At 38.6% G+C, this 24,025-nt stretch carries 15 protein-coding genes, 1 tRNA gene and 2 pseudogenes; 9 read left to right on the top strand and 9 right to left on the bottom strand.

Annotation, left to right across the window (positions count from 1 at the left end; genetic code table 11):
• Positions 1-259: 259 nt before the first annotated feature.
• The 3 genes from murF to H6F47_RS19690 all read left to right on the top strand — a co-directional run bounded on the left by murF (position 260) and on the right by H6F47_RS19690 (position 5,409).
• Positions 260-1,615 (top strand): UDP-N-acetylmuramoyl-tripeptide--D-alanyl-D-alanine ligase, encoded by a 1,356-nt coding sequence (gene murF, locus H6F47_RS19700; protein ID WP_190347692.1) that lies wholly within the window; start codon positions 260-262, stop codon positions 1,613-1,615.
• A gap of 431 nt (positions 1,616-2,046) precedes the next feature.
• On the top strand, positions 2,047-4,098 hold the full coding sequence (locus tag H6F47_RS19695; RefSeq protein ID WP_190347679.1) for an S-layer homology domain-containing protein: 2,052 nt from the start codon (positions 2,047-2,049) through the stop codon (positions 4,096-4,098).
• Positions 4,099-4,203: 105 nt separating this feature from the next.
• Positions 4,204-5,409 (top strand): ATP-binding protein, encoded by a 1,206-nt coding sequence (locus H6F47_RS19690; protein ID WP_190347680.1) that lies wholly within the window; start codon positions 4,204-4,206, stop codon positions 5,407-5,409.
• Here H6F47_RS19690 and H6F47_RS19685 read toward each other — a convergent pair.
• The 5 genes and pseudogenes from H6F47_RS19685 to H6F47_RS19665 all read right to left on the bottom strand — a co-directional run bounded on the left by H6F47_RS19685 (position 5,399) and on the right by H6F47_RS19665 (position 9,300).
• Entirely contained in the window at positions 5,399-5,752 is a 354-nt protein-coding gene (locus H6F47_RS19685; RefSeq protein WP_137666477.1) for a hypothetical protein, read from the bottom strand. The genes H6F47_RS19690 and H6F47_RS19685 overlap by 11 nt on opposite strands.
• Before the next feature lie 142 nt (positions 5,753-5,894).
• Positions 5,895-7,640, bottom strand: coding sequence for a VWA domain-containing protein (locus H6F47_RS19680; RefSeq protein WP_190650618.1), 1,746 nt, complete (start codon positions 7,638-7,640; stop codon positions 5,895-5,897).
• A gap of 168 nt (positions 7,641-7,808) precedes the next feature.
• On the bottom strand, positions 7,809-8,459 hold the full coding sequence (locus H6F47_RS19675) for a hypothetical protein (RefSeq protein WP_190650616.1): 651 nt from the start codon (positions 8,457-8,459) through the stop codon (positions 7,809-7,811).
• A gap of 92 nt (positions 8,460-8,551) precedes the next feature.
• Positions 8,552-8,707, bottom strand: a pseudogene (locus tag H6F47_RS19670) (cation:dicarboxylase symporter family transporter); the annotation flags it as partial.
• A gap of 140 nt (positions 8,708-8,847) precedes the next feature.
• A complete protein-coding gene (locus tag H6F47_RS19665; protein ID WP_190650613.1) occupies positions 8,848-9,300 on the bottom strand; it encodes a tetratricopeptide repeat protein in 453 nt (150 codons plus the stop codon).
• Between the two features lie 256 nt (positions 9,301-9,556).
• On the opposite strand from H6F47_RS19665, the gene H6F47_RS19660 reads away from it, so the two are divergent.
• Entirely contained in the window at positions 9,557-11,932 is a 2,376-nt protein-coding gene (locus H6F47_RS19660) for a bifunctional serine/threonine-protein kinase/ABC transporter substrate-binding protein (RefSeq protein ID WP_190650611.1), read from the top strand.
• A gap of 61 nt (positions 11,933-11,993) precedes the next feature.
• On the opposite strand, the gene H6F47_RS28085 is transcribed toward H6F47_RS19660, so the two are convergent.
• The 4 genes from H6F47_RS28085 to pdhA form a co-directional block, all read right to left on the bottom strand.
• Positions 11,994-12,221, bottom strand: a complete 228-nt coding sequence (locus tag H6F47_RS28085; RefSeq protein WP_242027448.1) for a hypothetical protein — start codon at positions 12,219-12,221, stop codon at positions 11,994-11,996.
• A 117-nt stretch (positions 12,222-12,338) separates the two neighbouring features.
• Positions 12,339-12,410, bottom strand: a tRNA-Lys gene (locus H6F47_RS19650).
• Positions 12,411-12,468: 58 nt separating this feature from the next.
• Entirely contained in the window at positions 12,469-13,338 is an 870-nt protein-coding gene (locus tag H6F47_RS19645; RefSeq protein WP_190650620.1) for an aldose epimerase, read from the bottom strand.
• A gap of 122 nt (positions 13,339-13,460) precedes the next feature.
• Positions 13,461-14,498 (bottom strand): pyruvate dehydrogenase (acetyl-transferring) E1 component subunit alpha, encoded by a 1,038-nt coding sequence (pdhA, locus tag H6F47_RS19640; protein WP_096571175.1) that lies wholly within the window; start codon positions 14,496-14,498, stop codon positions 13,461-13,463.
• 1,220 nt (positions 14,499-15,718) lie between these two features.
• Between pdhA and H6F47_RS19635 the strand changes: the two genes are divergently transcribed.
• The 5 genes and pseudogenes from H6F47_RS19635 to H6F47_RS28080 all read left to right on the top strand — a co-directional run.
• The gene (locus H6F47_RS19635) at positions 15,719-18,061 is read left to right on the top strand and encodes an IMS domain-containing protein (RefSeq protein ID WP_190650609.1); all 2,343 of its coding nucleotides are present in this window, start codon (positions 15,719-15,721) and stop codon (positions 18,059-18,061) included.
• A gap of 134 nt (positions 18,062-18,195) precedes the next feature.
• Positions 18,196-19,953, top strand: coding sequence for an arginine--tRNA ligase (gene argS, locus H6F47_RS19630; RefSeq protein WP_190650607.1), 1,758 nt, complete (start codon positions 18,196-18,198; stop codon positions 19,951-19,953).
• A gap of 210 nt (positions 19,954-20,163) precedes the next feature.
• Positions 20,164-20,553 (top strand): hypothetical protein, encoded by a 390-nt coding sequence (locus H6F47_RS19625; protein WP_137668735.1) that lies wholly within the window; start codon positions 20,164-20,166, stop codon positions 20,551-20,553.
• A gap of 410 nt (positions 20,554-20,963) precedes the next feature.
• Positions 20,964-23,288 (top strand): WD40 repeat domain-containing protein, encoded by a 2,325-nt coding sequence (locus H6F47_RS19620; protein ID WP_190650605.1) that lies wholly within the window; start codon positions 20,964-20,966, stop codon positions 23,286-23,288.
• Positions 23,289-23,303: 15 nt separating this feature from the next.
• Positions 23,304-23,493: pseudogene (locus H6F47_RS28080) on the top strand (chloramphenicol acetyltransferase); the annotation flags it as partial.
• Between the last annotated feature and the right edge of the window lie 532 nt (positions 23,494-24,025).

Below are 24,025 nucleotides of genomic sequence, written 5' to 3'. Positions count from 1 at the left end.
TTTGGGATTTCAAGAGATGGCAAAGAAATTTTCAAATCTCCTCCTGACTCCTGACTCCTGACTCCTGACTCCTGACTCCTGACTCCTGACTCCTGACTCCTGACTCCTGACTCCTGACTCCTGACTCCTGACTCCTATGCCCTCACGGAAAGACTTTCTCAGCAACCCCTATTTAGGTTTCGCCTCAACAATGTAGGGAGTGTCAATTCTGTCCTCAAAGATTGTAGGATTTGGTAATTAACTTTTATTGATGATCAGTATGTCTGTTTCGGCTACTTTATCCCAATTGGTTGAAGTTCTATCAGCCCATCCTGTAAATTTATCTGCATCTGCATTAGCTCAAGTAAGCAAGGGTATCCAAACAGACACCAGGATTTTACAACCGGGTGAAGTGTTTTTAGCTTTACGCGGCGAAAAATTCGATGGACACAAGTTTGTAAAAATGGCGATCGCCAAGGGTGCAATTGCCGCCATTGTAGAGTATACTGATGAAAACCCTGACATACCTGTATTACAAGTTCCCGACACTCTGAAGGCATATCAGCAAATTGCTAGATGGTGGCGGGATTCCTTGATTATTCCTGTAATTGGGGTAACAGGTTCAGTAGGTAAAACCACAACCAAGGAACTGATCGCCGCAGTTTTAGGAACTAGAGGACAAGTTCACAAAACCTATGGAAATTTCAACAATGAAATAGGTGTTCCTAAAACGCTGTTAGAAATGGGTGCAGAACATGATTTTGCAGTCATAGAAATGGCCATGCGAGGAAGGGGACAAATTGCGGAATTAACACAAATCGCTAGTCCAAATATCGGTGTGATTACTAATGTGGGAACAGCACATATTGAGCTACTAGGTTCAGAACAAGCGATCGCAGAAGCTAAATGTGAGTTATTAGCAGAAATGTCTGATGATAGTGTAGCAATTCTCAATTACGATAGTCCCCTATTAATGGAGATAGCAAAGAAATTTTGGCAGGGAAAAGTGATTAGTTATGGTTTTTCCGGTGGAGATATTCAAGGGAAATTAATTGACAATGAAACTATAGAAGTAGCAGGAATGGATTTACCATTACCCTTACCAGGTCGTCATAATGCCACTAATTTTTTAGCAGCATTAGCAGTAGCTAAGGTATTAGAAATTGATTGGCAAACCCTAAAAAAAGGGGTAATTGTGAATATGCCAGGAGGGCGATCGCAAAGGTTTACATTACCTAATGATATTGTAATTTTAGATGAAACTTATAACGCCGCCCCAGAAGCGATGTTAGCAGCTTTGCAGTTATTAGCAGATACACCAGGAAAGCGGAAAATTGCCGTATTAGGAGCAATGAAGGAGTTAGGAGACAGATCCCCACAATTACATCAACAAGTTGGGGAAATGGTGCAGAAATTGAATTTAGATGGGTTATTGATTTTAGTTAATAGCCAAGATGCAGAAATTATTGCTGATAGTGCAAAAGGAATTCCTTGTGAATGTTTTGCTACTCATAGTGATTTAGTAACCAGATTAAATACTTATGTAAAGGAGGGCGATCGCTTATTATTTAAAGCTGCCCATTCCGTAGGATTAGATCAGGTTGTTAATCAGTTTCGATTGTCAATTGATAATTGATAATTTGCAAGGAGTCAGGAGTCAGGAGTCAGGAGTCAGGAGTCAGGAGTCAGGAGTCAGGAGTCAGGAGTCAGGAGTCAGGAGTCAGGAGTCAGGAGTCAGAAGGAAGAATTAGAAGCATCTGACAATTACTTCTCCTGACCTGAAAGTGAGAAGATTGGGAAATAGGAAATTGTTTCTTTTTTTCTTTTTTTCTCATAGAAAGGAGAGATTGTAAACCTGGAAGTAAACAGTGAATTAAACAATTGTCGTAAGGATTCAGGATACAGAATACAGAATTAATGAGAGTTTTCGATTCATTCTTGATAATTAATGAAAAAACTTTCTCCTGTAAATTCTGGCTACAAACAAATATTCTTCCTCCTGACTCCTGACTCCTGCTGTAAAGTATAAATTATTAATTATGTATTATAAATCCTGAATTATCAATTATGGCTGTTGCGACACTCCATGTAAATCCCGTCACAGGTAACGATGCTAATACAGGTTCTCGGTTAAGTCCGTTAAAAAGTATCACCCGTGCCTTGAAAGCCACCAGAACCCCAGGAATTATTCAGTTAGCACCAGGAACATATAGCAAGGCTACAGGTGAAGTTTTTCCGCTGATTATTCCTGGGGAAATGCTCATAGTAGGTAACGAATCTAACAAAGGTCAGGGAATTATTATTTCTGGCAGTGGTGAGTATCAAAGTCCTACCTTTGGTTGGCAAGATATCACATTGCTGTTGTTAGGTAATGCCAGTTTGTTAGGGGTAACAGTGATCAATCCTGTTTCTAAAGGTACTGGGATTTGGATTGAATCAACAGCACCGACTTTAGCTAATAATACATTCAGTAAATGTGGACGGGAAGGGATATTTGCAACTGGTAAGGCTAAACCCGCCATTTTAGATAATGTATTTGTCCAAAATGCTGCCAGTGGTTTAATGATGGCACGTTATAGCAAAGGGGAAGTGTTGCGGAATGTATTTGAAAATAACCCTGTAGGGATAGCTATTAGCGATTTTGCAGCCCCTCTAGTGGCCAATAACAAACTTGCCAATAACTCGATAGGTATAGCCCTTTCTCGTGATGCTAGTCCCGTATTACGACGAAATTTGATTTGCCAAAATACCCAAGGTGGTTTATTGGTAAATGGTAATGCTGTTCCTGAGTTGGGTAAACCCGAAGATCCGGCTGATAATATTTTTCGTGATCACAAAGATTTTGATATTCAAAATATATCATCTCAAAAAGTGATTTCTGTAGGCAATCAGTTAAATCCTGCCCAAGTTCAGGGAGTAGTAAAATTTCTCGCTGCTACAGCCGATACTCCTAGTCAAGTTGTTAGTACCAGTTTTTCAGACTTAGATGGACATTGGGCAGCGGCGTTTGTAGAAGCTTTGGTGAATAAAGGTTTTATTAGTGGTTTCCCTGATGGCACATTTCGACCTGCTACACCTATTACCCGCGCTCAATATGCTGCCTTAATTACTAAGACTTTTCAACTACCTGCTAGTAATAACCTGAATAGATTTAAAGATGTCAGAACTGATTTTTGGGCAGCTTCAGCTATTGCTAGTGCGGCTGATGCCGGTTTTTTGAGTGGCTTTCCCGATGGTACTTTTAGACCAGGACAAAATTTAACCAAAGTACAGGCGATAGTATCAATTGTTAATGGTTTAAAATTTACAGGCAGTAATCCTAACGGGTTAAATGTGTATAGCGATCGCGCCCAAATTCCTAGTTATGCTACAAATGCAGTCACAGTTGCTACTCAAAAACTGCTAATAGTCAATTATCCCCAAATAGAACTATTAGAACCACTCAGAGAAATTACTCGTGCAGAGGTAGCAGCATTAATTTATCAAGCTTTAGTTTCCAGAGGTGAGGCACAAGTTATTTCTTCTCCCTACATTGTCAAACCAGATACAGAAATTCCCTCATTTTCTGATTTGGTAGGACATTGGGCAGAAGCATATATTCGGGCGTTGGTGAGTATGAATTTAACTCAAGGTTTTGCTGATGGTAGTTATCAACCAGATAAAGCCATGACTCGCGCCCAATATGCGGCTTTAATAGCCGCTGCTTTTAACCCTACACCCAAACGTCAAGGAATAGAATTTATAGATGTTCCCGCTGATTTTTGGGCAGCTAAAGCCATTCACATAGCTGCTAGAGGTGGTTTTGTCGGTGGGTTTAGCGATCGCACTTTTCGCCCAGATCAAAATGTGCAAAGAATACAGGTGTTAGTTTCCCTAGTCAACGGACTCGGACTACCACCAGCTAACAATGCTAATAACAATTTATTAACTGCCTACACTGATATAAAATCAGTACCTGAATATGCCAGAACCGCGATCGCAACCGCCAACCAACACAAAATTATTGTTAATTATCCAGATCCCAAACTGCTTGCACCTACCAGAGAAGCCACACGGGCTGAAGTTGCAGCTATGATTTATCAGGCACTAGTGGCAATTAAACGGGTTAAAGATATTTAGTTATTAGTAACAGGGAATAGGAACAGGATAAAATTCATCAACTCTTGCTATTTTGCTTGTTGCCTTGTCATAACGACAATTTTTAACACTCACCAACTTAGTGTAATGCCTAGCTTAAAACTTTCTCAGACTGGATTGCAAATTACTAAACAAGCTCGTAAAGAAAAAGGTTGGACAATTGATAATCCGCTTTGGTTAGAACAAACCAGTCAAGTTATTGAACCTAACTGTAACTGGGAAAATGCCGAAGTATTTGCAGCAGGGGTATCTTTAGCGACATGGAAACGCTTCCTTAAAGGTGATGCCATTGATGCCTCAGCATTTAAAGCATTTTGTCAGGTTTTGGGTTTAAATTGGCAAGACTTAGTGGAACGTCCTCTCAATTCTTCCATAGCTAATACAGCTAATACAACCCAAATCCCCTATATTCCCTTATTCTTTGGCAGACGTTACGAACTAGCGAAACTTAGCCAAGCAATAGAACAAAGAACACCCCTGATTGTCATCACAGGAATAGGAGGTATTGGGAAAACAGCTTTAGCTGTAAAATTAGCAGAAAATAGGCGATCGCATTTTCAACAAACTCTGTGGTTTTCCTTTCACCACAACCCACCAGCAACAGATAAACCACCAGATTTAGCACCGCAAACCCTACTAATTTTTGATGGTTGGGATGCAATTTTAGGCGGTAACCGCGGGGGACAATATCGTGCAGGATATGAACTATATGCAGACTTTCTCCGCAGTGTTGTGCAAACGTCTCATGATAGTTGTGTGATGATCACTAGCCGCGAACAACCAGAGGAATTAAATCTTTTAACTGCTGCGGGTGCGGTGATTTTTCCCCTGGGTGGACTTATGGAAGGTGCAATTGAACTTTTGCAGCATCATCAACTTACCTTTGATGCTCAACAGTGGATTACTCTAGTTAACCAATATGGTGGTAATCCCTTATTTCTGAATATGGCCGCCAATTTCATCCATGAATTATTTGCTGGAGATGTGGGAGAGTTTCTTGCTTCTGGAACATTAGTCTCTGGTGAATTTGCTCCCCTGGTAACACGATGGCTAGAACAAATTTCTCCTTTAGAAAAAATGATTATGGAGTTTTTAGCCACTAAATTACAAGGATTCACTCGTCAAGAAATACTCTTAAACCTCAAAAATAATGCTGCTAATGGCGATATTTTAGCAGCACTCTTATCTTTAAAACGACGAGCGTTGATAGAAACAATCAAAGATGAAGCAATGGAAAGATTTTATCTACAACCCGTGATTCTTAAATGCGTACAGCGATTATTTAATTGTTAATCAAACGACAACTCAATAATTGAGCTTTTGGATAAGTTTTCTGTAGCTGAGATTGTCGTTTTAAATTTGGGCGACCGTAGGTGGATAACTGGCTAATTACTGATGGTTGCGGTGGAAGTGAGAATTTTTCTTGGCTCAAATCATCAAATAAAATTACTGTATGTAATTGGGAAGTTTGATATTTTTGAGCGTAGGTTTGTGCTACTTTCTGCCATTGTTCAGGAGGACAGTAACTTTTATCAATAAGTAAAATTGCACGTGGAGAAATTTGTGTGATCGCCACTCCCGCAATCAAAAATAATCCCCAACCCCATCCTAAAATTTTGAACAAAGAACGATTCATACATTTACAAATTATTCACAAGTTGGTGTAATTCTTCTCTGAAGAAATCAGATCCCCGACTTCTGTCCATTAGTCATAATTTATTGGACTTATCAAAAGAAGAAGTCGGGGATCGACCTTATTGATTAAACTACCTGAATCCTTACAAGTTGGTTTGCAACAGTTCGGTGAATAGTGTTTGTAGTTTTTGCGGATCGCTGGATTTCACAGTAGTTTCTCGCAACTTCGCAATTTCTTGTAATTCATTTTGATTAACTTCTCCATAACCGATGGGATAGAAACGCACACCACTATATTTGAGAACATTGGCGATTTCGTTAAACCGTAATCCTGTATTCACTTCACCATCACTCAGCAGTAGCAAATAAAATCTTCCATTAGGATCAGTTTTTTGACGTTCCATTAGTTCTGATAAACCGACTATCATCCCGTTGTACATAGCTGTTTCTCCATCAGCGATGAGGGAATCAGCGGCCGCTAACAAACGTTTGTGTTGTTGTGTATTAAAAGGAGCAAGGGGAAGTATTTGTTGAGGGCGATCGCTAAATGCAACTAGTCCCACATAGTTACCAGGATTAATTGACTGTGCAGCAATTCGCAGACTGTTTTTGACAGCTTGTAGGCGATCGCCTTCCATTGAACCACTGGTATCAATAACCATCATCAAGTTAACTGTCCGTCCGCCGTCTTTACGCTGTTTCCAATAAGACTGCGCCGCTTTCAGAACTGCACCATTAGGAATGGGTGGTAAAACCCGACTTTTGAACTGTTCATCCGCATTAAAGCCTTGTGCTTTGGCTAACTGCTGCATTTCTGGAGATAAAGCAAATTCACTAAATCGCCGTAAACCTTCATTTTGGGACGCAGTATTCCAATTAAACCCCACCAAAGGATTATCATTAGGTACTCCAAAGGGGATAAACACCACATCTTCAAATCCTGGCAGTTTCTTCAAAGTTTGGTAACTTTGATATTGTAGAGGAAACGCTTGTAGTTTTTGGTTGTCGCGGATAAAAATATCTTTCAATTCAAGAGTTGTCAGCGTTGTAATTAACACCTGATTTTGAAATTTATCAAATACCGAATTTACCTGTGGTGATTGTAATTCTGAGGTAGTGAGAGGTTTACCATCTTGATCATGTCCCGCACTCCGCCAAAATAAAGTGTACAGTAAATTTAAAGATGTACTGCTACTGTAAGGATTGGGATAGCCAACGGTGATTTTGCCCGATAAAATAGCATCTAGTAGTTTTTCAAAGGTGACATCACCGTTTTTTGCTAGTTCTTGATTAGCTTTCCCATCCACCACAAAACCAACAAAGTCAGATACTAATTTGGGAGTAATAATTGAAGTTGTGACTCCTTCAGATGCCAAAAGTTTTAACAATAGCTGATTAGAAGGGGAAAACCCAGCCGGACTTGCTTTTTTAGCAGCTAAAATTCTTGTGGCAGTACCAGAGGGAATATTGCGAATTCCTACCTGAAGAATTTGCCCGGAACTGTTAGTAATTTTCTTGGCATTAAAGGCTTCTGCAACATCCACCAACCAACGTTCATCTTGCTTTTGGGCATTGGATTTTTCCGCTGAACCAAAAATTTCAACATAAGCAATATTACTATCAGTTGATGGCTTGGCACCATAGAGAGGAAAATCTTCCAGATTTGGTAAAGGTTCTGCTAATTTTTTAATACTGTAACCTTGGGCAACTGCATCAGAAATTGTAGCTTTTTCGATGGAGATTTGAGGTAATAAAGATTCTTTTAAAACCCGGTAAGCACTTTCAAAAGAATCTACTTTGGGGGTGGTGCAAGAGAATATTGATGTGCTAATTAAACCGCACAAAAACCAGACAACGATGTGTTTTCGGAGTTTTCTAAAAAGTTTCATAGCTGTTTTTGGATAATGGAATTTTAGCTTATACCATTTCTTTTTGAGGCTGCGCCAAATTTTTGAACTTTTCTCTCTGTGTCCTCTGCGTCTCTGTGGTTCATTTATCTTAATTCATCGCATCTTCATACAGAATTGATATTACGCAAAGATGAGGAAATGAGAAGTTTAATAGATGGCAGTTTTATTTGCTGTAATTATCAGTTGCAAAGTTTTGGGGAGATTGATATTAGGATGAGTCTGATTGAGGTGGGAGAGTAGAATTTGATCCTGTAATTGTTGTAATTCATCGTGTGTTTGTTGGAGGCGATCGCAACTAACTTGTAACTGTTCCTTTGCTAAGGGACGATAGGTGGAAGATTGCACTTGATTAACTGTTATTAAAGCGAAAACTACCTGCTGCGTCAGAGAGATTACGGTATACAAAGCCTCTAATAATTCGGGAATTAAACTAGGTTCTATTTGAGCAATTTGAGTAGCGAATTGTTGAGTTGCTTCTGCCCATTGATAAGCTTGTCGCCAAGTTGTTTGAGAATTTTGATAACTTTTATCTATCTGGGGTTCAAGTTTTTTCAAATGCGCCAGAAAAGTCTCGCGTTCTAATAGATTGTGTGTTGATTTTGGCAAAGCTTGGTTCACATTCCAACACCAAAACGCTATCATTCCTAATGCGATCGCACCACCAACACCAATCACTAACCGAGTCGTTCCCAATATCACCACAAAGCAAACATAGCCAATAATTGTCCCAGCTACAAGCCAGTAAGTTTGCTGGTAGCGCGTCACATTCAATAAATATCCAGAAATAATGCGATTCATCTTACCCCTGCATTTAAAAACTCTCATTCTCTCTGCGTCTTTGCGCCTCTGCGTGAGATAAATCATCTCCCAAATACGGAACATATTCAGAATTATTTACCAATTTCAATTTGCTGTTTTTGACCATCCAACAAACAACTAATAGTCATATCACCCATCAGATTAATTGCAGTGCGACAACGATCAAGAAACCAATCAACCGTAATCAATAAAGCAATATATTGAGTTGGCAAACGTACCGAAGTAAAATTCCCAGGATGGTGGCTAGAATGAGAGCGATCGCAATTTGCAATGATAAAGGAAATTGCTTCAAGAAAATAAAACCTTTGGATTTACTCATGATTTTCATCACTATTAATATTTGACAAATGATTGATTGTCTTAATCTCTAACTGATGACAGCATCAGTTGATTTATTGTTAATTTCTTTAATTATGTTCATTACCTCTTGGTACTCGGCTATTTTCCCTTTGTGTTGAAAGATATCAGCCGCTTTCTGTAAATCCTCAGTAGCACCTTTCACGTCTCCTAATTGCAAACGGGCAATACCTCTGATGCCGTAAGCTTCAGCAACGTTAGGATTAATACGTATAGCTTGGTCGAAATTCTCAATTGCCCCTTGCCAGTTTCCGAATAGCAAGCAGAAAACACCTAGATTGAGGTATGTTTCCTCATTTTGCTCAGAGTTCAACTCCATGATGATGGATGATTGTCTGTCTAAAGCCGTACTAGGAGAAGCTTTAATCTGATCGTGGGCTTTTCCCACAGCAGATATCGCTTGTGTAGACAACGAAAGGACTAACGTAACCGTAGCAGCAGCAGTTGAGATAAAACGCTTCATGGATTTCTCCTTAATGCTGAGGTATATTAGTAATTTCGCTGAATTAGTTGGTGTGCGCTAGTCCAGTTTTGGCTCACTCAGTCACTAATATAAAAGTGAGCTTGACAAATTATTGATTAGCCATTATTGAGCGCCAAGGATGACATGATTTCGTTACGGTACGTAAGCTTTTTGGTACTTTTGCGTAATTCCATTTAAAATATCTGTATTATTTGCTTAATTATTTGCTTAATTATTTGGTGATCGTCCTGAGTTTATGGCTTATTGCATCAATCCCGATTGTTCACGGCGCAAAAATCCTGATAACTGTGCCGTATGTCAAAACTGTCAAACGCCGCTGATACTACAAAATCGCTATTTAATCAAACATCCCTTGCAAGCTGAACAAGATAACTATACAAGGTATACAGAAGTATTTGAAATTCAAGATTTACTTAACCCAGAAAAGCCGAAAGTTCTTAAATCTCTCAAAGAAGTCTCACCAGAACTAGAGCGACTCTTTGAGCAAGAAGCATCAATTCTGATCAGTTTACGACATCCTGGGTTACCTGTTGGTGAAGTGATATTTCCGCTTGTTTTAAATACAAATCGCCAATTACGCTGTTTTGTCATGGAGAAAATACCAGGACAAGATTTACAAACTTGGCTATCTAAAAATAAATATTTAACATCTTATAAAATAGCATTAAATTGGCTGACCCAAATAACGGAGATTTTGCAATTCGTTCATGAGCAGAAGTTGTTCCATCGGGATATTAAACCTGCAAATATTATGCTTCGTCCTGATGGCAAATTAGTGTTAATTGATTTTGGGACTGCACGGAAATTAACCCAAACTATTGTTAACGGTAAGCAGGTGACAGTTATTCATTCCATTGGTTACACTGCTCCCGAACAACGTGACGGTTACGCTGTTTTACAATCAGATTTTTATGCACTGGGTCGGACTTTGATTTATTTACTGACAGGTATTGACCCGGCCAGCGATAACTATCAAGATTTACGTAATTGGTCTAAATATATCACAGACCCAAAAACTCCGAGAAAATTAATTACCCTAATTCAAACAATGACCGTTGCTGACTATAAGCAACGCCCAAAAAACGCGCAAGTTATTCTTGAGCAAATCACGCAGCTTGAAAAACATCCCCACCTGCAATGGCAAAAATTATTATTAACAACAACTTGTGGTGTTTTGCTGCTAATTGGTGGTAAACAAATATATCAAGAAATTACTATGCCTCGCACTTGTGACCAAATACTATACGATCATCTCAGTTGCGGCGAAGAAAGTCTGATTCCTAGTAGTTTTTGGGGAAATGGTCAGCCTCCACCAGCCAAACAATTAGCTATTGAAAAATATCGCCAGCAAAATTTTGCGAAGGCTGTGATTTTATTTCAAGACGCTTTCAATCAAGAAGCAGATGCAGAAACTTTAATCTACCTCAATAATGCCAAAATTCAAATCCAATTCCCAGCCAATAAGATTTATACAATTGCCGTTGCAGTTTCCCTAGAACGTTCTACTGCTATGGGTCTACAAATACTCAGGGGTGCGGCTCAAGCTCAAACTGAGGCACTAGAAAAAGGTCAGCCTCTGCGAATTATCATTGCTGATGATAGTAATCGTCCAAATGCTAAAGGTGCAATCCTCAATACTGCCCGCAAAGTTGCCCAGCGTTTGGTAAAGTATCGTGATTTACTAGCTGTTGTTGGTCACTATACCAGCGACACCACTAAACAAACCTTGCCTATTTATAGCAAAGCAAAATTAGTGTTAGTTTCTCCTACTGCAACCTCCCATAATCTCAAAGGTTCCTTTTTTTTCCGGACCGTCTCTAGTACTGCTGTTGCCGGACCAAGAATGGCAACTTATGTATTTTCCGAACTAAAACAACGCAAAGCAGCGGTTTTTTATAGTGAAGGTAGTGAGTATGCTGAATCTCTAGCAAGTCAGTTCCGAGCATCAGCAAAGTCGTTATCTGGTCATGTGATTGACCACCAACCAGCTTTTAATCTCGCCAGCAATAAATTTGATGCCAAAATAGCATTAAATCAAGCCCAAAGGCAAAAAGCAACGGCAATTGTCCTGATTCCTGATGCTGGTGTGGGATTGCGTGATAGCATTAAAAAAGCCTTAGAAGTCATTCAATCAAACGTCAACCAATCTTGGATAATTGCAGGTAATAGTCTCTACAATCCTGAATTATTAACATCAGATCAGATTACATCTTCACCAGGAATTAAACGCACAGTTTGGGCAATACCTTGGCATCCCATGAACGAAATTAACTCCGCGTTTGCAGAGCAAGCTCAAACTTTGTGGAAAATCACTAATTTCCCCACCAACACAGAGATTACTTGGCGCAGTGTCAATAGCTATGATGCTGTGTTGGTATTAAGTAAAGCTTTAGAGCAAAACCCTACACGGAAGGGTATTCAGCAAGTGTTGACTAGCTCCAACTTTTCCGTTGCAGGTGCGACTGGAGTGGTGCGTTTTGTTGGCAGCGAACCCAACAATGGGAAAATCACAATGGTGAAACTACAACCTAATTGTCATTCCAGTGGTTTTGTATTTATAGTTCCAAAAAACATAGACAAAGATCTCATACCTTTCATTTGCCGGGAATAACTCCGACGGGGCGAACTACAACGCCCCCTATCCCTAGACTAAAAGCTGTCGGGACTAATTGTCATATTTCACCCCGTTCTTCCGTTGTGGGTGTGGTGATATCTTCAAAGTATTTGATTTTACCTCGTAAGGGAGAAAATAATTCTTCTGTGGAACTTTTGATGGTTATATTTTCTGGAGTTGGAGTTTCTATAAAAGTTATTAAAACTGGACTTTCTATGATATTGGCTGGAATTTCAGTTAACTCGATTTTACCATTCCGGTAGATTCCTTGAACAGTCTTTAGCATAGTTTATTATCTCCAACAACCCTTAAATCCTGGAAATCCTGATTCAGACAAAATACAAAATCCTGTAAATCCTTAAATCCTGATTCAGACAAAATATCATCATTATTTGGCTTCTTATGGGTCGCCCGGGATTCGAACCCGGAACTAATCGGTTAAAAGCCGAGTACTCTACCGTTGAGTTAGCGACCCTTTTGCGTTTCGCAACTTTTTTAATATAACAAACTCTCTCTAGATTGTCAACTGTTTTTTAGAAAAAATCCGCAGTTAATTTCACCGAGGTAGTTTTGCTTGCTCCTGGCGCTAACACAGTTAGGTTTTCACCAGTATTGAGCGAGTTGCGTCCAGCCGTCCAAGGTTCAAGACAATAAAAATCCTTACCCTTCAACGTCCAGAAGACCAGCATAGCATAGATATCATCATAGTCAAGGGTCAATTTCAACTTGCGGCTATGATCTGTAACTGCTGCTGACTGACTCCGCAAATGACCAAAAGCAAAATCTATCTCATCCCTTGCAAAATCGAAATGACCGTTAAACGGGTGCATTTCCTTGGTTTTCTGGTCTAGATACTGTCCAGAGGGAATATTAAACTCTAACTGGGACTTATCACCACACTGAAAATAGGGATGAAACCCAGCCGAAAACGGCATCGGCACATTAGACAGATTTTGATAAACCTGATCGATGACCAAAGAATTACCTTGTAGCGTGTAGATAAAGGTTAGCTGAAAATCAAAAGGATAAACAGCGCGTGTTACCTCATCACTTTTGAGAACTACGCTTAAACTAACCTTACCTTCAGTAACTTGGTTTGTCACTTCCCAAGGTAAATCTCGCCCAAAGCCGTGCTGTTTCAGAGTATATTGTTTACCGTTGTAGGTGTAAGTATTATCCGGCAAATTCCCACAGATAGGAAACAAAATGGGGACACCGCCACGAATACTTAACTCTGGGTTAGCGAACCTTTCTGTATCTAAATAGAGAATTTCCTGATCTTGCAAACGCCAACGAGTAATAATACCCCCTCTTTCTGGTACTACTTCCAGATGAGAACCAGCAGTAGTATCCGCGAGGATGTAGGTTTTGTATTGTTGTTGTTGTTCAGTAATGGTAAACATATTTGGTGATTGGTGATTGGTGATTGGTGATTGGTGATTGGGAAAATACAAATAATTTCCCCCTGCTCCCCTGCTCCCTGCTCCCCTGCTTCTTTCCCAGTCCCCAGTCCCCAGTCCCCAACCTATTCGTCTTCTGCAAAGATAAAGCGATATAATTCGCTCGCATCTGGTTCGGGACTGCTTTCTGCGAATTTCACCGCATCCTCAATCACACCCTGAATTTTCTTTTCAATGTCTTTGAGTTCTGCTTCTGTAGCTAGGTTGTGTTCTACCAAATAAGCACCTAGCTTTTTAATCGGATCACGAGAAAACCAAAAATCTTTTTCTTCTTTGCTGCGGAGTTCGTCGGGATCTGCTAAAGAGTGACCACGGAAGCGATAGGTGAGGGCTTCAATGAGGGTGGGTCCTTCCCCTGCACGGGCGCGGGCTACGGCTTCTTGGGCGACTTGGCGCACTGCTAAAATATCCATCCCGTCTACTTCCACGCCTACCATGTTAAACACACTGGCTTTTTTGTAAATTTCGGGATCTGATGTTGCCCGTTCGTGAGCCATGCCGATCGCCCACTTATTATTTTCTACCACAAAAATAATTGGCAGTTTCCAAAGTGCTGCCATATTTAAAGTCTCGAAAAATTGCCCGTTGTTAGCAGCACCGTCACCGAAGAAACAAGCAGTTACTTGATCTGCTGTTTTGTCTCCCAAGACTTCTCGACGGTATTTACTTTGAAAAGCTGCCCCAGATGCAACAGGAATACCTTCAGCTACGAAAGCATAACCACCTAATAAACGATGTTCAGCAGAAAACATATGCATAGAACCACCGCGCCCTTTGCTGCATCCTGTGGCCTTACCAAATAATTCTGCCATTACCTCTCTAGCTGGTACTCCTGCACTCAAAGCGTGAACGTGGTCACGGTAGGTACTGGAAACGAAGTCTTCACCAGGTCGCATTGCTCCCCGAATAATACCACTGGAAACGGCTTCTTGTCCGTTGTACAAGTGGACAAAACCAAACATTTTTCCCCGGTAGTACATTTCGGCGCATTTGTCTTCAAAAAAGCGCCCTAAAGTCATGTCTTCGTATAATTCCAGTCCTTCTGCTTTGGTAATCTGGACTGTAGAAGTATCAAATTTGGGTAACGTGCGTTCTTGAACCATTATTGTGAAGTATCCCTGTCGTAAAAGTTAAAGCTACGGTTTTAAAGTTATAGCAGGAGTCAGGAGTCGTAGGGGCGAACTAGGGGCGAAGTAGTGGCGAAGCATTCGGAAAATAACCTGTGATCAAAATTGATAATTTATCGCCCGAATGCTGATGCTTCCAGCACGCTTCGCGAACGCCCTTACAGGAAAATAGCCTTGGACAAAAATTGATCATGGGTTGCCCGAATGCTTCGCCCTTACAGGAGTCAAGAGTCAAGAGTCAAGAGTAAAACGGCCTTAGTATCTGACCTTGAAATTAGATTCTCCACCTCATTTCTCTGTAATCTGCTGTAAGCAAGTCTTAATAATGTTAGCTGGAAATAGGGCAGCCTTGGTAAAAGTCAATCTGCTAACTATAAAATCTTCATTTCTGACTTAAAAAAGATTGGTATGGAATAGTTAAGGTGTAATTTTGCCATTTTTTAATGTTTATTGCCTATTTTTGGTCTTTGGTGTCGTAACTGTGGCTTTTTATGTTCGCTCTTTAAGTTAGCAATCAGAATAGTCGTTTTTCTGCATAGCCATTAACAATTTTCTGATCTTAATATCAGGTCTGCCTCAAAAATCTTCTTCCCTACTCTTTCTTGGTGTTGCCACAGTCATTGAAATTTTTTGTGTAAAAATTTACTCCTTGTTAAGTAATGGTCATAAAAAATTAATCGTGCTATATTGTGTTATTAAGTTATCAGGATTAATCAATTGTAGTGCAGTTTTATTACTAAGACACTGTAAACAGCTAAAACAAATTACGAATTTTATATTATAGTTGGTTCAACATCTCTACCACTATCAAAAGCTTTAGTTGTGTGTTGAAATGTAAAAGTCTGATAAGAATATATCTATAATTGAGCAGATATATATAATAAGGCAAAGATACATTAAACATACATAAGGCAATGATAACCGAAAGCTAATTTACTTTAGGCTAGTGCATCAGGTAATATCTTGGGGGAAATACTGGTGCTGTGCTAAATCAAAAGCTGAAAATAATTCTGGGGATATATTTATTCTTAGCAAGAAACAAAAAAAACTGTTACGATATACACTCAACTGGTATATTATACACGGTATTATTAAAGCTATGATTATGGCACGGTTTTACAAGCCTGGAATGCTCTAGGTTAATCATGTCCGTCTCTGGGAGATGCCACGTAAACACAGTGCAGGGGAAGTAGGCTGTGCGAATTCCGCTTGATTACTACCGAATTTTAGGACTACCGTTGGCGGCAAGTGAGGAACAATTGCGGCAAGCTTATAGCGATCGCATTGTTCAATTGCCAAGACGGGAATATTCCATTGCAGCTATATCCTCTCGTAAACAACTCATAGAAGAAGCTTACGTGGTTTTATCAAATCCCAGAGAACGCAGTACCTACGATCAGGCTTATCTAGCCCAAGCATACAATCCAGATCGGCTTGGGGCAACATCGCTATTAGAAAACAGCACCGAAACCATTAACCGCAATCACGATGTTCAAAGTCTCAGCATCGAAATTGCCCCAGATGAATTAGTGGGTGCTTTATTGCTTCTCCAAGAGTTGGGAGAATACGAATTAGTGCTGAAGCTAGGTCGTCCACACCTAGTAAATAGAAATAAACCCGCAGGGGTGAAAATAGGATCTCATCTTAACAGTGAGGAATTTTTTGCCAGTCCTGAACTGCCAGATATTATTCTCACAGTGGCTTTAGCTTGTTTGGAACTGGGACGGGAACAATGGCAGCAAGGTAATTATGAAAATGCTGCTATATCATTGGAAACTGGGGAAGAATTACTAATGCGTGAAGGTCTGTTTCCTAATGTGCAAGCGGAAATTGCCGCAGATCTGTGTAAGCTACGCCCCTATAGAATTCTAGAGTTGTTGGAACTACCTCTAGAAAAAACCAAAGAACGCCGTCAAGGTTTAGAATTATTACACAGTATTTTAGAAGAGCGGGGTGGAATTGATGGTAGTGGTAATGACCAATCTGGTTTAAATATAGATGATTTTCTGAGATTTATTCAACAGTTACGCAACCATTTGACAGTTGCAGAACAGCATAAATTATTTGAAGCTGAAAGTAAGCGTCCTTCTGCTGTGTCTACATATTTAGCAGTTTATGCCCTAATCGCCAGGGGTTTTGCCCAAAGTCAACCAGCTTTAATTCGTCAGGCAAAGCAAATGTTAATTCGTCTTGGTAAGCGCCAAGATGTGCATTTAGAACAGTCTCTCTGTGCTTTGTTACTTGGACAAACCGAAGAAGCAACTCGTGTTTTGGAACTAAGTCAGGAATATGAAGCTTTAGCTATTATTCGGGAAAAATCTCAAGATTCCCCAGATTTGTTACCAGGATTGTGTTTGTACTGTGAACATTGGTTACAACAAGAGGTATTTCCTCATTTTCGAGATTTAGTCAAAAAACAAGCTTCTTTAAAAGAATATTTTGCTGATAAACAGGTACAAGCTTATTTAGAAGCTTTACCAAAAGATACACAAGCAACTGATGAATGGACTACAATTAATAAACAGTTTTTTACCTCACCAACAATTAATAGTACCCGTTATCACAGCTATCACAATGTTAGTAATGGGATTAATCATGGGGTTAGTAATGGGACAGTAAATCACAACTATACACCTGATCCTGAGTTTTACACCTCAGCACCCAGCGAAGTACCCGAATCTGCTAACTATTCTCCACCAGAATGGCATTCTAGGAGATACAGCAACAGTCACACCCCAGAAATGCCAGAACCGTCGGCGACAGCAGAAGAGGCAGGAACTGAATATTACCAGCAAATCAATGCCGGTAATTATGATGTAACGAGTCAAACTAAAAAGCGTAGAAGGCGCAAGCCCGTTGCAGTTAATAGTCGAGGTCTGGTTTCGGAACATCAACATTCTCATGCTCGACGACGGCGCACTTTTGCTAACTCATTAAATGCAAAAACTCGCTTAGTTTGGCTGGTGTTTCTATCTATGGGAGGTTTGTTAGTTTTTTGGTTGTTAGTTTCTACAGTCTGGGGATGGTTTAACAATGTGTTTTTCCCCCAACCAACAGTCCAGGGAACACCCTTGGCTATAGAATTGAATCAACCACCAGTCACCATTCCTGAACCCAATAGCAGCAAACCAGAAGTACCTGAAGGTCAATTGACACCAGCGATCGCCCAGGACGTGATTGAAAAGTGGTTATCCACTAAAGCCGCTGTTTTTGGTCCAGATCATCAAATTAATCGTTTAAATGAAATTTTAACTGTTTCTGCAATACCACAATGGCAATCAATTGTCAAGCAGGATATAGCAGAAAAACGCTATCGCAAGTATGAACATGATGTCAAGGTAGAATTTGTCAATCAAACCAGCAATATGTCAGATAATGCCGTGGTAGAAGCTACAGTAAGGGAAGTTACCCACTTTTATCAACGAAATCAATTTCAACAGACTTCTCAGGATCGCTTGCGGGTGCGTTATGATTTAATTCGCAAACAAGGTTATTGGCGGATTCAAGGAATGACAGTGGTTAAAACACTGAACAGTTAAAATAATTCGTAATTCGTAATTCGTAATTCGTAATTAACTGTTGTCAGGTTAAAATAATCAAGCATTTGGCAATATAACAATTTCTAGCAGCCGATCGCACCTTTAATACAGATCAGAACAAATAAGATTTGAACATGAAAGCTACACAAGAACAACTAAAAATTAAACTACAACAAGCTTTGGCGGCTGCATTTGGAGCAGATTATACTCAAGTAGATCCCATTTTAGTACCTGCAAGTAATCCTAAATTTGGTGATTTTCAAGCCAATGTGGCTTTATCTTTGAGTAAAAAATTGGGAATGCAACCAAGAGCGATCGCCACTGCTATTGTAGAAAAATTAGATGTATCAGAAATTTGCGAACCACCAGAAATTGCCGGACCTGGTTTTATTAATTTAAAATTACAAACATCCTATCTCGAAGCACAACTCAACGCCATTAAAACAGATCTCCGTTTAGGAGTTCCCAAAGTACAAAACCCACAAAAGGAAATAGTTGATTTTTCTAGTCCCAACATTGCCAAAGAAATGCACGTAGGACATCTACGTTCTACAATTATCGGTGATTGTATTGCGCGGATTTTAGAATTTCGCGGACATGAAGTATTAAGATTAAATCATGTCGGTGACTGGGGTACACAATTTGGGATGTTAATTGCTTATTTGCGGGAAGTTTACCCCGAAGCATTAACTACTGCTAACGCTTTAGATATAGGAGATTTAGTTAGTTTTTATCGCCAAGCAAAACAAAGATTTGATGCAGATGAAAACTTTCAAGAAACAGCACGTCAAGAAGTCGTAAGATTACAAGCAGGAGCAGAAGATACCCTTCATGCTTGGAAACTATTATGTGAACAATCAAGAAAAGAATTTCAAGTAATTTATGATTTACTCGATATCAAATTAATTGAAAGAGGAGAATCATTTTATAACCCCTTATTACCCAAAGTAGTAGCAGATTTAGAAACAGCAGGATTAGTAGAAGAAAACCAAGGAGCAAAATGTGTTTTCTTGGAAGGTTTTACTAATAGAGAAGGTGAACCTTTACCCTTAATTGTTCAAAAAACAGATGGTGGTTATAACTATGCAACCACAGATTTAGCAGCACTAAGTTATAGAATTGAAGAAGATCAAGCAAAACGGATAATTTACGTCACCGATGCAGGACAAGCAAACCACTTTGCTCAATTTTTCCAAGTTGCTAAAAAAGCAAGATGGATATCTGAAAACGTTGAATTAGTTCATGTTCCCTTTGGTTTAGTATTAGGTGAAGATGGCAAGAAATTCAAAACTCGTTCTGGGGATACAGTCCGGTTAAAAGACTTATTAGATGAAGCAATATCTCGCTCTCGAACAGATTTAGAAGCAAGATTAAAAGAAGAAGGTAGAGAAGAAACAGAACAATTTATTAAAAATGTTGCTGATGTCGTTGGTATTAGTGCTGTGAAATATGCAGACCTCAGCCAAAATCGTACTAGCAATTATGTTTTTAGTTATGATAAAATGCTTTCCTTAAAAGGCAATACAGCGCCTTATATGTTATATGCTTATGTAAGGACTCAAGGCATTAGTAGAGAAGGCAATATTGACTTTGCAAATTTAGGAACAGATGCCAAACTAATTCTCAAAGAAGATACAGAATTAACCCTAGCGAAACACATATTACAACTAGATGAAATAATTGCCGAAGTAGAACAGGATTTATTACCAAATCGCCTCTGTGAGTATTTGTATAACCTCAGCGAAAAATTTAATAAATTCTATGATAAATGTCCAGTCTTAAAATCAGAAGAACCCATCAAAACATCACGTTTGATGTTATGCTATTTAACAGCAAGAACCCTAAAACTAGGATTAGATTTGCTGGGAATTAAAGTTTTAGAAAGGATGTAGTAAGTAAAAGCTGTTGATAGCGAAAAGACGCAGAGAGAAATTATCTTCTTTTGCGTCTTTTTCAAATTCAGGCACTTATGCTATTCCAATACGTCGTATAAACTGTTGTACTAGCAATAGTCATATTTGGAAAGCATACCCTTGCTTTTCTTAGTCTTTATTTCTCTATCACTTCCTTTCTTTCTTTGCGTCTTTGCGTGAGATATAAAAATGAAACCAGTATTTATTATCAAAACACTCATCACATCCTTGGGTTTCTTAGTATTATTAAACCCCAGTCAAGCATCTGCACAAATTGTACCCCAACCTTGGGTTTCCGTCGGTGGAAAAGATGGAGACGTTACTTACGCTGTAGGTGCTAAAGCATTAAGTTTAGGTGTAGAAGTAGGAACAGGTGAAGACGGTGCTACAGGTGCAGATGTCTTAAAATTCATCAATTTACCTGTAATTTCTCCTTACGTTGGAGTTGGTTACTATTCAGAAGATAAAGGTGTAGCTTTTTCCGGTGGTGTACAAGCAAACGCCACGAAACATATTTTTCTCGGTGCGGGATACCATTCTATACGCGGTTTCAATGGACAACTAGGAATAAAATTCTAATTATCCAAAAATTAGGAATTTGAGACAATAATCATAGCTAAAAATAGCAGCTATTAGCTAAAATTTAGAGTTTACATTAGTCTCAACTCAATCAGGCCAATTTATAAAAATAACAAACTAAATTCCTCAATATATATGGAAATTTGCTAGTCAAACATTAGCTAGGTTTTCAATTTAGCCGATGTTTGACATTCTTATGGTTGCTATCAGTTGATTTATATTGTAATCTTTAGTTAGTCACTCAAAACTATGCCCTAAGATAGTAGCATAGGGAATATGTATTAATTTTCTCAATCATCAAAGGTAGAAGTAGGTCAATAAAATTACCTGTGTGGAAATTTCATAGTTCGTGTAATTAAGTTAACAAAAGATTTGGATTAATTGTATTAGATAGTCATTAGGATTTTTTTATGCAACCAGGATTAAATCTACTCATTCAACTGGTGTTAGAGTTTGCACCTGTAATGGTAAACATCATCCACAAGCAAACATCAAGTAACTCAAAAACAGACAATTCGCCAATTTTTCAAGTAATTCAAGATTTCATTCACACAGTAGATAATGTTACAAAATTAGATATTACTAAAACTGAATTGAACCAACAACAGCAATTAGCAGTTTACCATCATGCCACACAATTAAAAATAGCTAATCAAGAAAAAGAAACAGCAATTAGACTACCAGAAGTGCATAAAATTCTGGATAATTGGCCATTGAGATTATATCCTTCCCAACTTTTAGAATCTTCTATTAATTATCAACACACACCATTAAAAGTTTTGTTAGCAGCACCACAAATACAGTTTGATAAATTTGAGGTGCAACCTTCAAAATTTACTGATGAAATTGAACTAAAATTAGCTGAAGGTTTGCGTGAATTTATCAATAATTATTATTCTTTGCATCATCAAGAAAGACCCATAGAATTTTTAGCTGGTGCTTGGGATAGTAAACGGTTTCATAGTGAATCTAGCATCAAGGCTTTATTTAGTGCTTTAAAAAACCAACCTACTTTAATTTTAGAATCAGAAAAAGATGGAGATTGTCTAAATTTCCGCATTGGTTATTGGGGATTAGGACAAGATAAGTATTACTATAAAACTATTTCTAAATTACCCTATAAGCAAATTTTACAAGATTCTGCTAAAAATCGGGCTTTAGAATGGAGAAATGTTAAAAATCAATTGTTAGCATTAGGTGAAGATTTAGAAGTAATTAACGATTTAGGTAAAGAGAAAAACCGCAATTTGGTAATTTTAGAGAAGATAGAAAAATGGCAATCTCAAGGAATAGATGTTAGTTATTTATCAGTAGAATATGAAATTTCTTCCCAAGACTGGGAATATCTTTATCAAGTTTTAATTACCTCTCATTGTTTAGTTACTGCTTGGGTGACAGATGTTTATCACTTGGTGCATTATGATGTACCTCCCTTGTTACCAAAATTGCTACCAAGTTTAATTAATGAAGGAATAGATAGACAAGTTTTAGAGGTAATTACTGATAGTTATAAACAACTTTACGAAGCTTTCAAAAATGAAAGACGGTTAAAAGTTCCAGAAATTGCTTTACAATTAGCTCAAAGTTTATCTCATGTTTCTAATTCTTTTTGGTTACAGGAACAAGTTGATTACTCCATTAATACCTGGTTGCAAATACGGCAAGTATCATTAACAGAAGTCACTCACCCATTAAAGGCAATGCAACTAGCATTGAAAATCGATGATGAGAATTATATCACTACTTTAAAACAATATTTTGCCGCTATTGGTGATAGCAATAATCTTGTTTATGTAGAGAGTCTTTTAGAAGAAATAGCCATTCTGAAAAATAATCGTAATTTGGGAATGGCGCATCTTAATTATACTTTCAATGGACATTCTGGGAAAGTTTCTTCTGTAGCAATAAGTCCAGATCATGAGATTTTAGTTAGTGGATGTGCAGATAAAACCATCAATATTTGGAATCTACAAACAGGTAAATTAATTCGCACTCTCACAGGAAATTTAGGTGCTGTTTCGTCTGTAGCTATCAGTCCAGATAGTAATTTTTTGGCTGTGGGTAGTTGTGAACATCCACAAAGTAATGTCAAAGTATGGCATTTGAACACTGGTAAACTAATCCATACACTTTTAGGACATCAAAAACCAGTTAATGTAGTCACAATTAGTCCCGATGGTACAATTCTCGCTAGTGGCAGTAATAAAATCAAAATTTGGAATTTACAAAAAGGAGAAAGAATTTGTACTTTGTGGCATTCATCGGAGGTTCACGCGGTTGCCATAAGTCCTGATGGTACAATTCTCGCTAGTGGCAGTTCAGATCACAAAATTAGATTGTGGAATCCCCGCACAGGTGATCATTTACGTACTATTGCAGGTCATTTAGGAGAAGTTACATCAATAGCTATCAGTCCCAATGGAGAATATTTGTTTAGTGGTAGTGCTGACTCTACTATTAAAATTTGGCAGTTAAGTACAGGTAAGTTAATAAATACTTTAAATGGACATACAAATAAAGTAAAATCTTTGGCTGTGAGTCCAAATTGTGAATTTATCTGTAGTGGTAGTGCTGACTCTACTATTAAAATTTGGGATATTTCTACAGGTGAAGTTTTACAAACTTTAACAGGACATTCTGGGGTAGTAAATTCTATTTCCCTGAGTGCGGATGGTAAAGTTCTTGCTAGTGGTAGTTCAGATAAAACTGTTAAAATTTGGCAATTGATGAAATAGGAAAGTGAGAATTTAATGGAATTAATAGAACAATTTAGACCAAATCCTCAAAATCCCTATCCAATAGCAGAACATCACCGAGTTTGCTTTATTAAAAACTGCATCAAATCACCCAATATTATGATTGGTGACTGGTGATGACTCTTTAATTATTGGTAAGTTTTGTGCGATCGCCACTCATGTAAAATTCATCATGAACGGTGCAAGAATCTATTTATTTACAAAATTTATTCTGACGCACCTTATCAATGTGCCAGTTGCGTAAGTCCTGTGTAGTATTATTTTAGTTTTTTACCTAGTTTTGGAGGTTTGCGCTACGTTTTTTTATACCAATACAGCCAGTTAGGTAAATGCTATTATAGAACTACGCTCTAGGCAAGAGACAATAAGCAAGAGTCCAATACTGTTCGGTTAAGGATTTTTCTAGGTTGGGTTGAACGAAGTGAAACCCAACAAACCCTTGTAAATGTTGGGTTATGCCTTCGGCACGCTTCGCGAACGTTCCTCAACCCAACCTACGTTATTTCGTTGTTTTGGGCTTAACCTTCAATATAAACTTTCTACAGTCGCCAAAACAAAAACCCCCTCTAAATAAATAGAGGAGGCATTGTTGTTAAATTGTTGTTAAATATTAAACCTGGCATCGAGCTATTGTGACAGAGGGCAACCCCTCAACTATCGTCGCCGCAGCAGCGTTTCACCTCTGAGTTCGGGAAGGGATCAGTGTGGTTCCACCG

The organism is Sphaerospermopsis sp. FACHB-1094 (assembly GCF_014696195.1).
Lineage (GTDB): Bacteria > Cyanobacteriota > Cyanobacteriia > Cyanobacteriales > Nostocaceae > Sphaerospermopsis > Sphaerospermopsis kisseleviana.
Note: the sequence above shows the minus strand (reverse complement) of the source record. Positions and strands in the feature narration are given on the sequence as shown.

What these genes read in the sequence shown, in the direction of transcription:
- H6F47_RS19675 (WP_190650616.1), bottom strand. Translation starts at nt 8,459, where the DNA reads ATGAATCGCATTATTTCTGGATATTTATTGAATGTGACGCGCTACCAG.
- H6F47_RS19625 (WP_137668735.1), top strand. Translation starts at nt 20,164, where the DNA reads ATGAAACCAGTATTTATTATCAAAACACTCATCACATCCTTGGGTTTC.
- H6F47_RS19685 (WP_137666477.1), bottom strand. Translation starts at nt 5,752, where the DNA reads ATGAATCGTTCTTTGTTCAAAATTTTAGGATGGGGTTGGGGATTATTT.
- argS (WP_190650607.1), top strand. Translation starts at nt 18,196, where the DNA reads ATGAAAGCTACACAAGAACAACTAAAAATTAAACTACAACAAGCTTTG.
- H6F47_RS19645 (WP_190650620.1), bottom strand. Translation starts at nt 13,338, where the DNA reads ATGTTTACCATTACTGAACAACAACAACAATACAAAACCTACATCCTC.
- H6F47_RS28085 (WP_242027448.1), bottom strand. Translation starts at nt 12,221, where the DNA reads ATGCTAAAGACTGTTCAAGGAATCTACCGGAATGGTAAAATCGAGTTA.
- H6F47_RS19660 (WP_190650611.1), top strand. Translation starts at nt 9,557, where the DNA reads ATGGCTTATTGCATCAATCCCGATTGTTCACGGCGCAAAAATCCTGAT.
- murF (WP_190347692.1), top strand. Translation starts at nt 260, where the DNA reads ATGTCTGTTTCGGCTACTTTATCCCAATTGGTTGAAGTTCTATCAGCC.
- H6F47_RS19680 (WP_190650618.1), bottom strand. Translation starts at nt 7,640, where the DNA reads ATGAAACTTTTTAGAAAACTCCGAAAACACATCGTTGTCTGGTTTTTG.
- H6F47_RS19690 (WP_190347680.1), top strand. Translation starts at nt 4,204, where the DNA reads ATGCCTAGCTTAAAACTTTCTCAGACTGGATTGCAAATTACTAAACAA.
- pdhA (WP_096571175.1), bottom strand. Translation starts at nt 14,498, where the DNA reads ATGGTTCAAGAACGCACGTTACCCAAATTTGATACTTCTACAGTCCAG.
- H6F47_RS19665 (WP_190650613.1), bottom strand. Translation starts at nt 9,300, where the DNA reads ATGAAGCGTTTTATCTCAACTGCTGCTGCTACGGTTACGTTAGTCCTT.
- H6F47_RS19695 (WP_190347679.1), top strand. Translation starts at nt 2,047, where the DNA reads ATGGCTGTTGCGACACTCCATGTAAATCCCGTCACAGGTAACGATGCT.
- H6F47_RS19620 (WP_190650605.1), top strand. Translation starts at nt 20,964, where the DNA reads ATGCAACCAGGATTAAATCTACTCATTCAACTGGTGTTAGAGTTTGCA.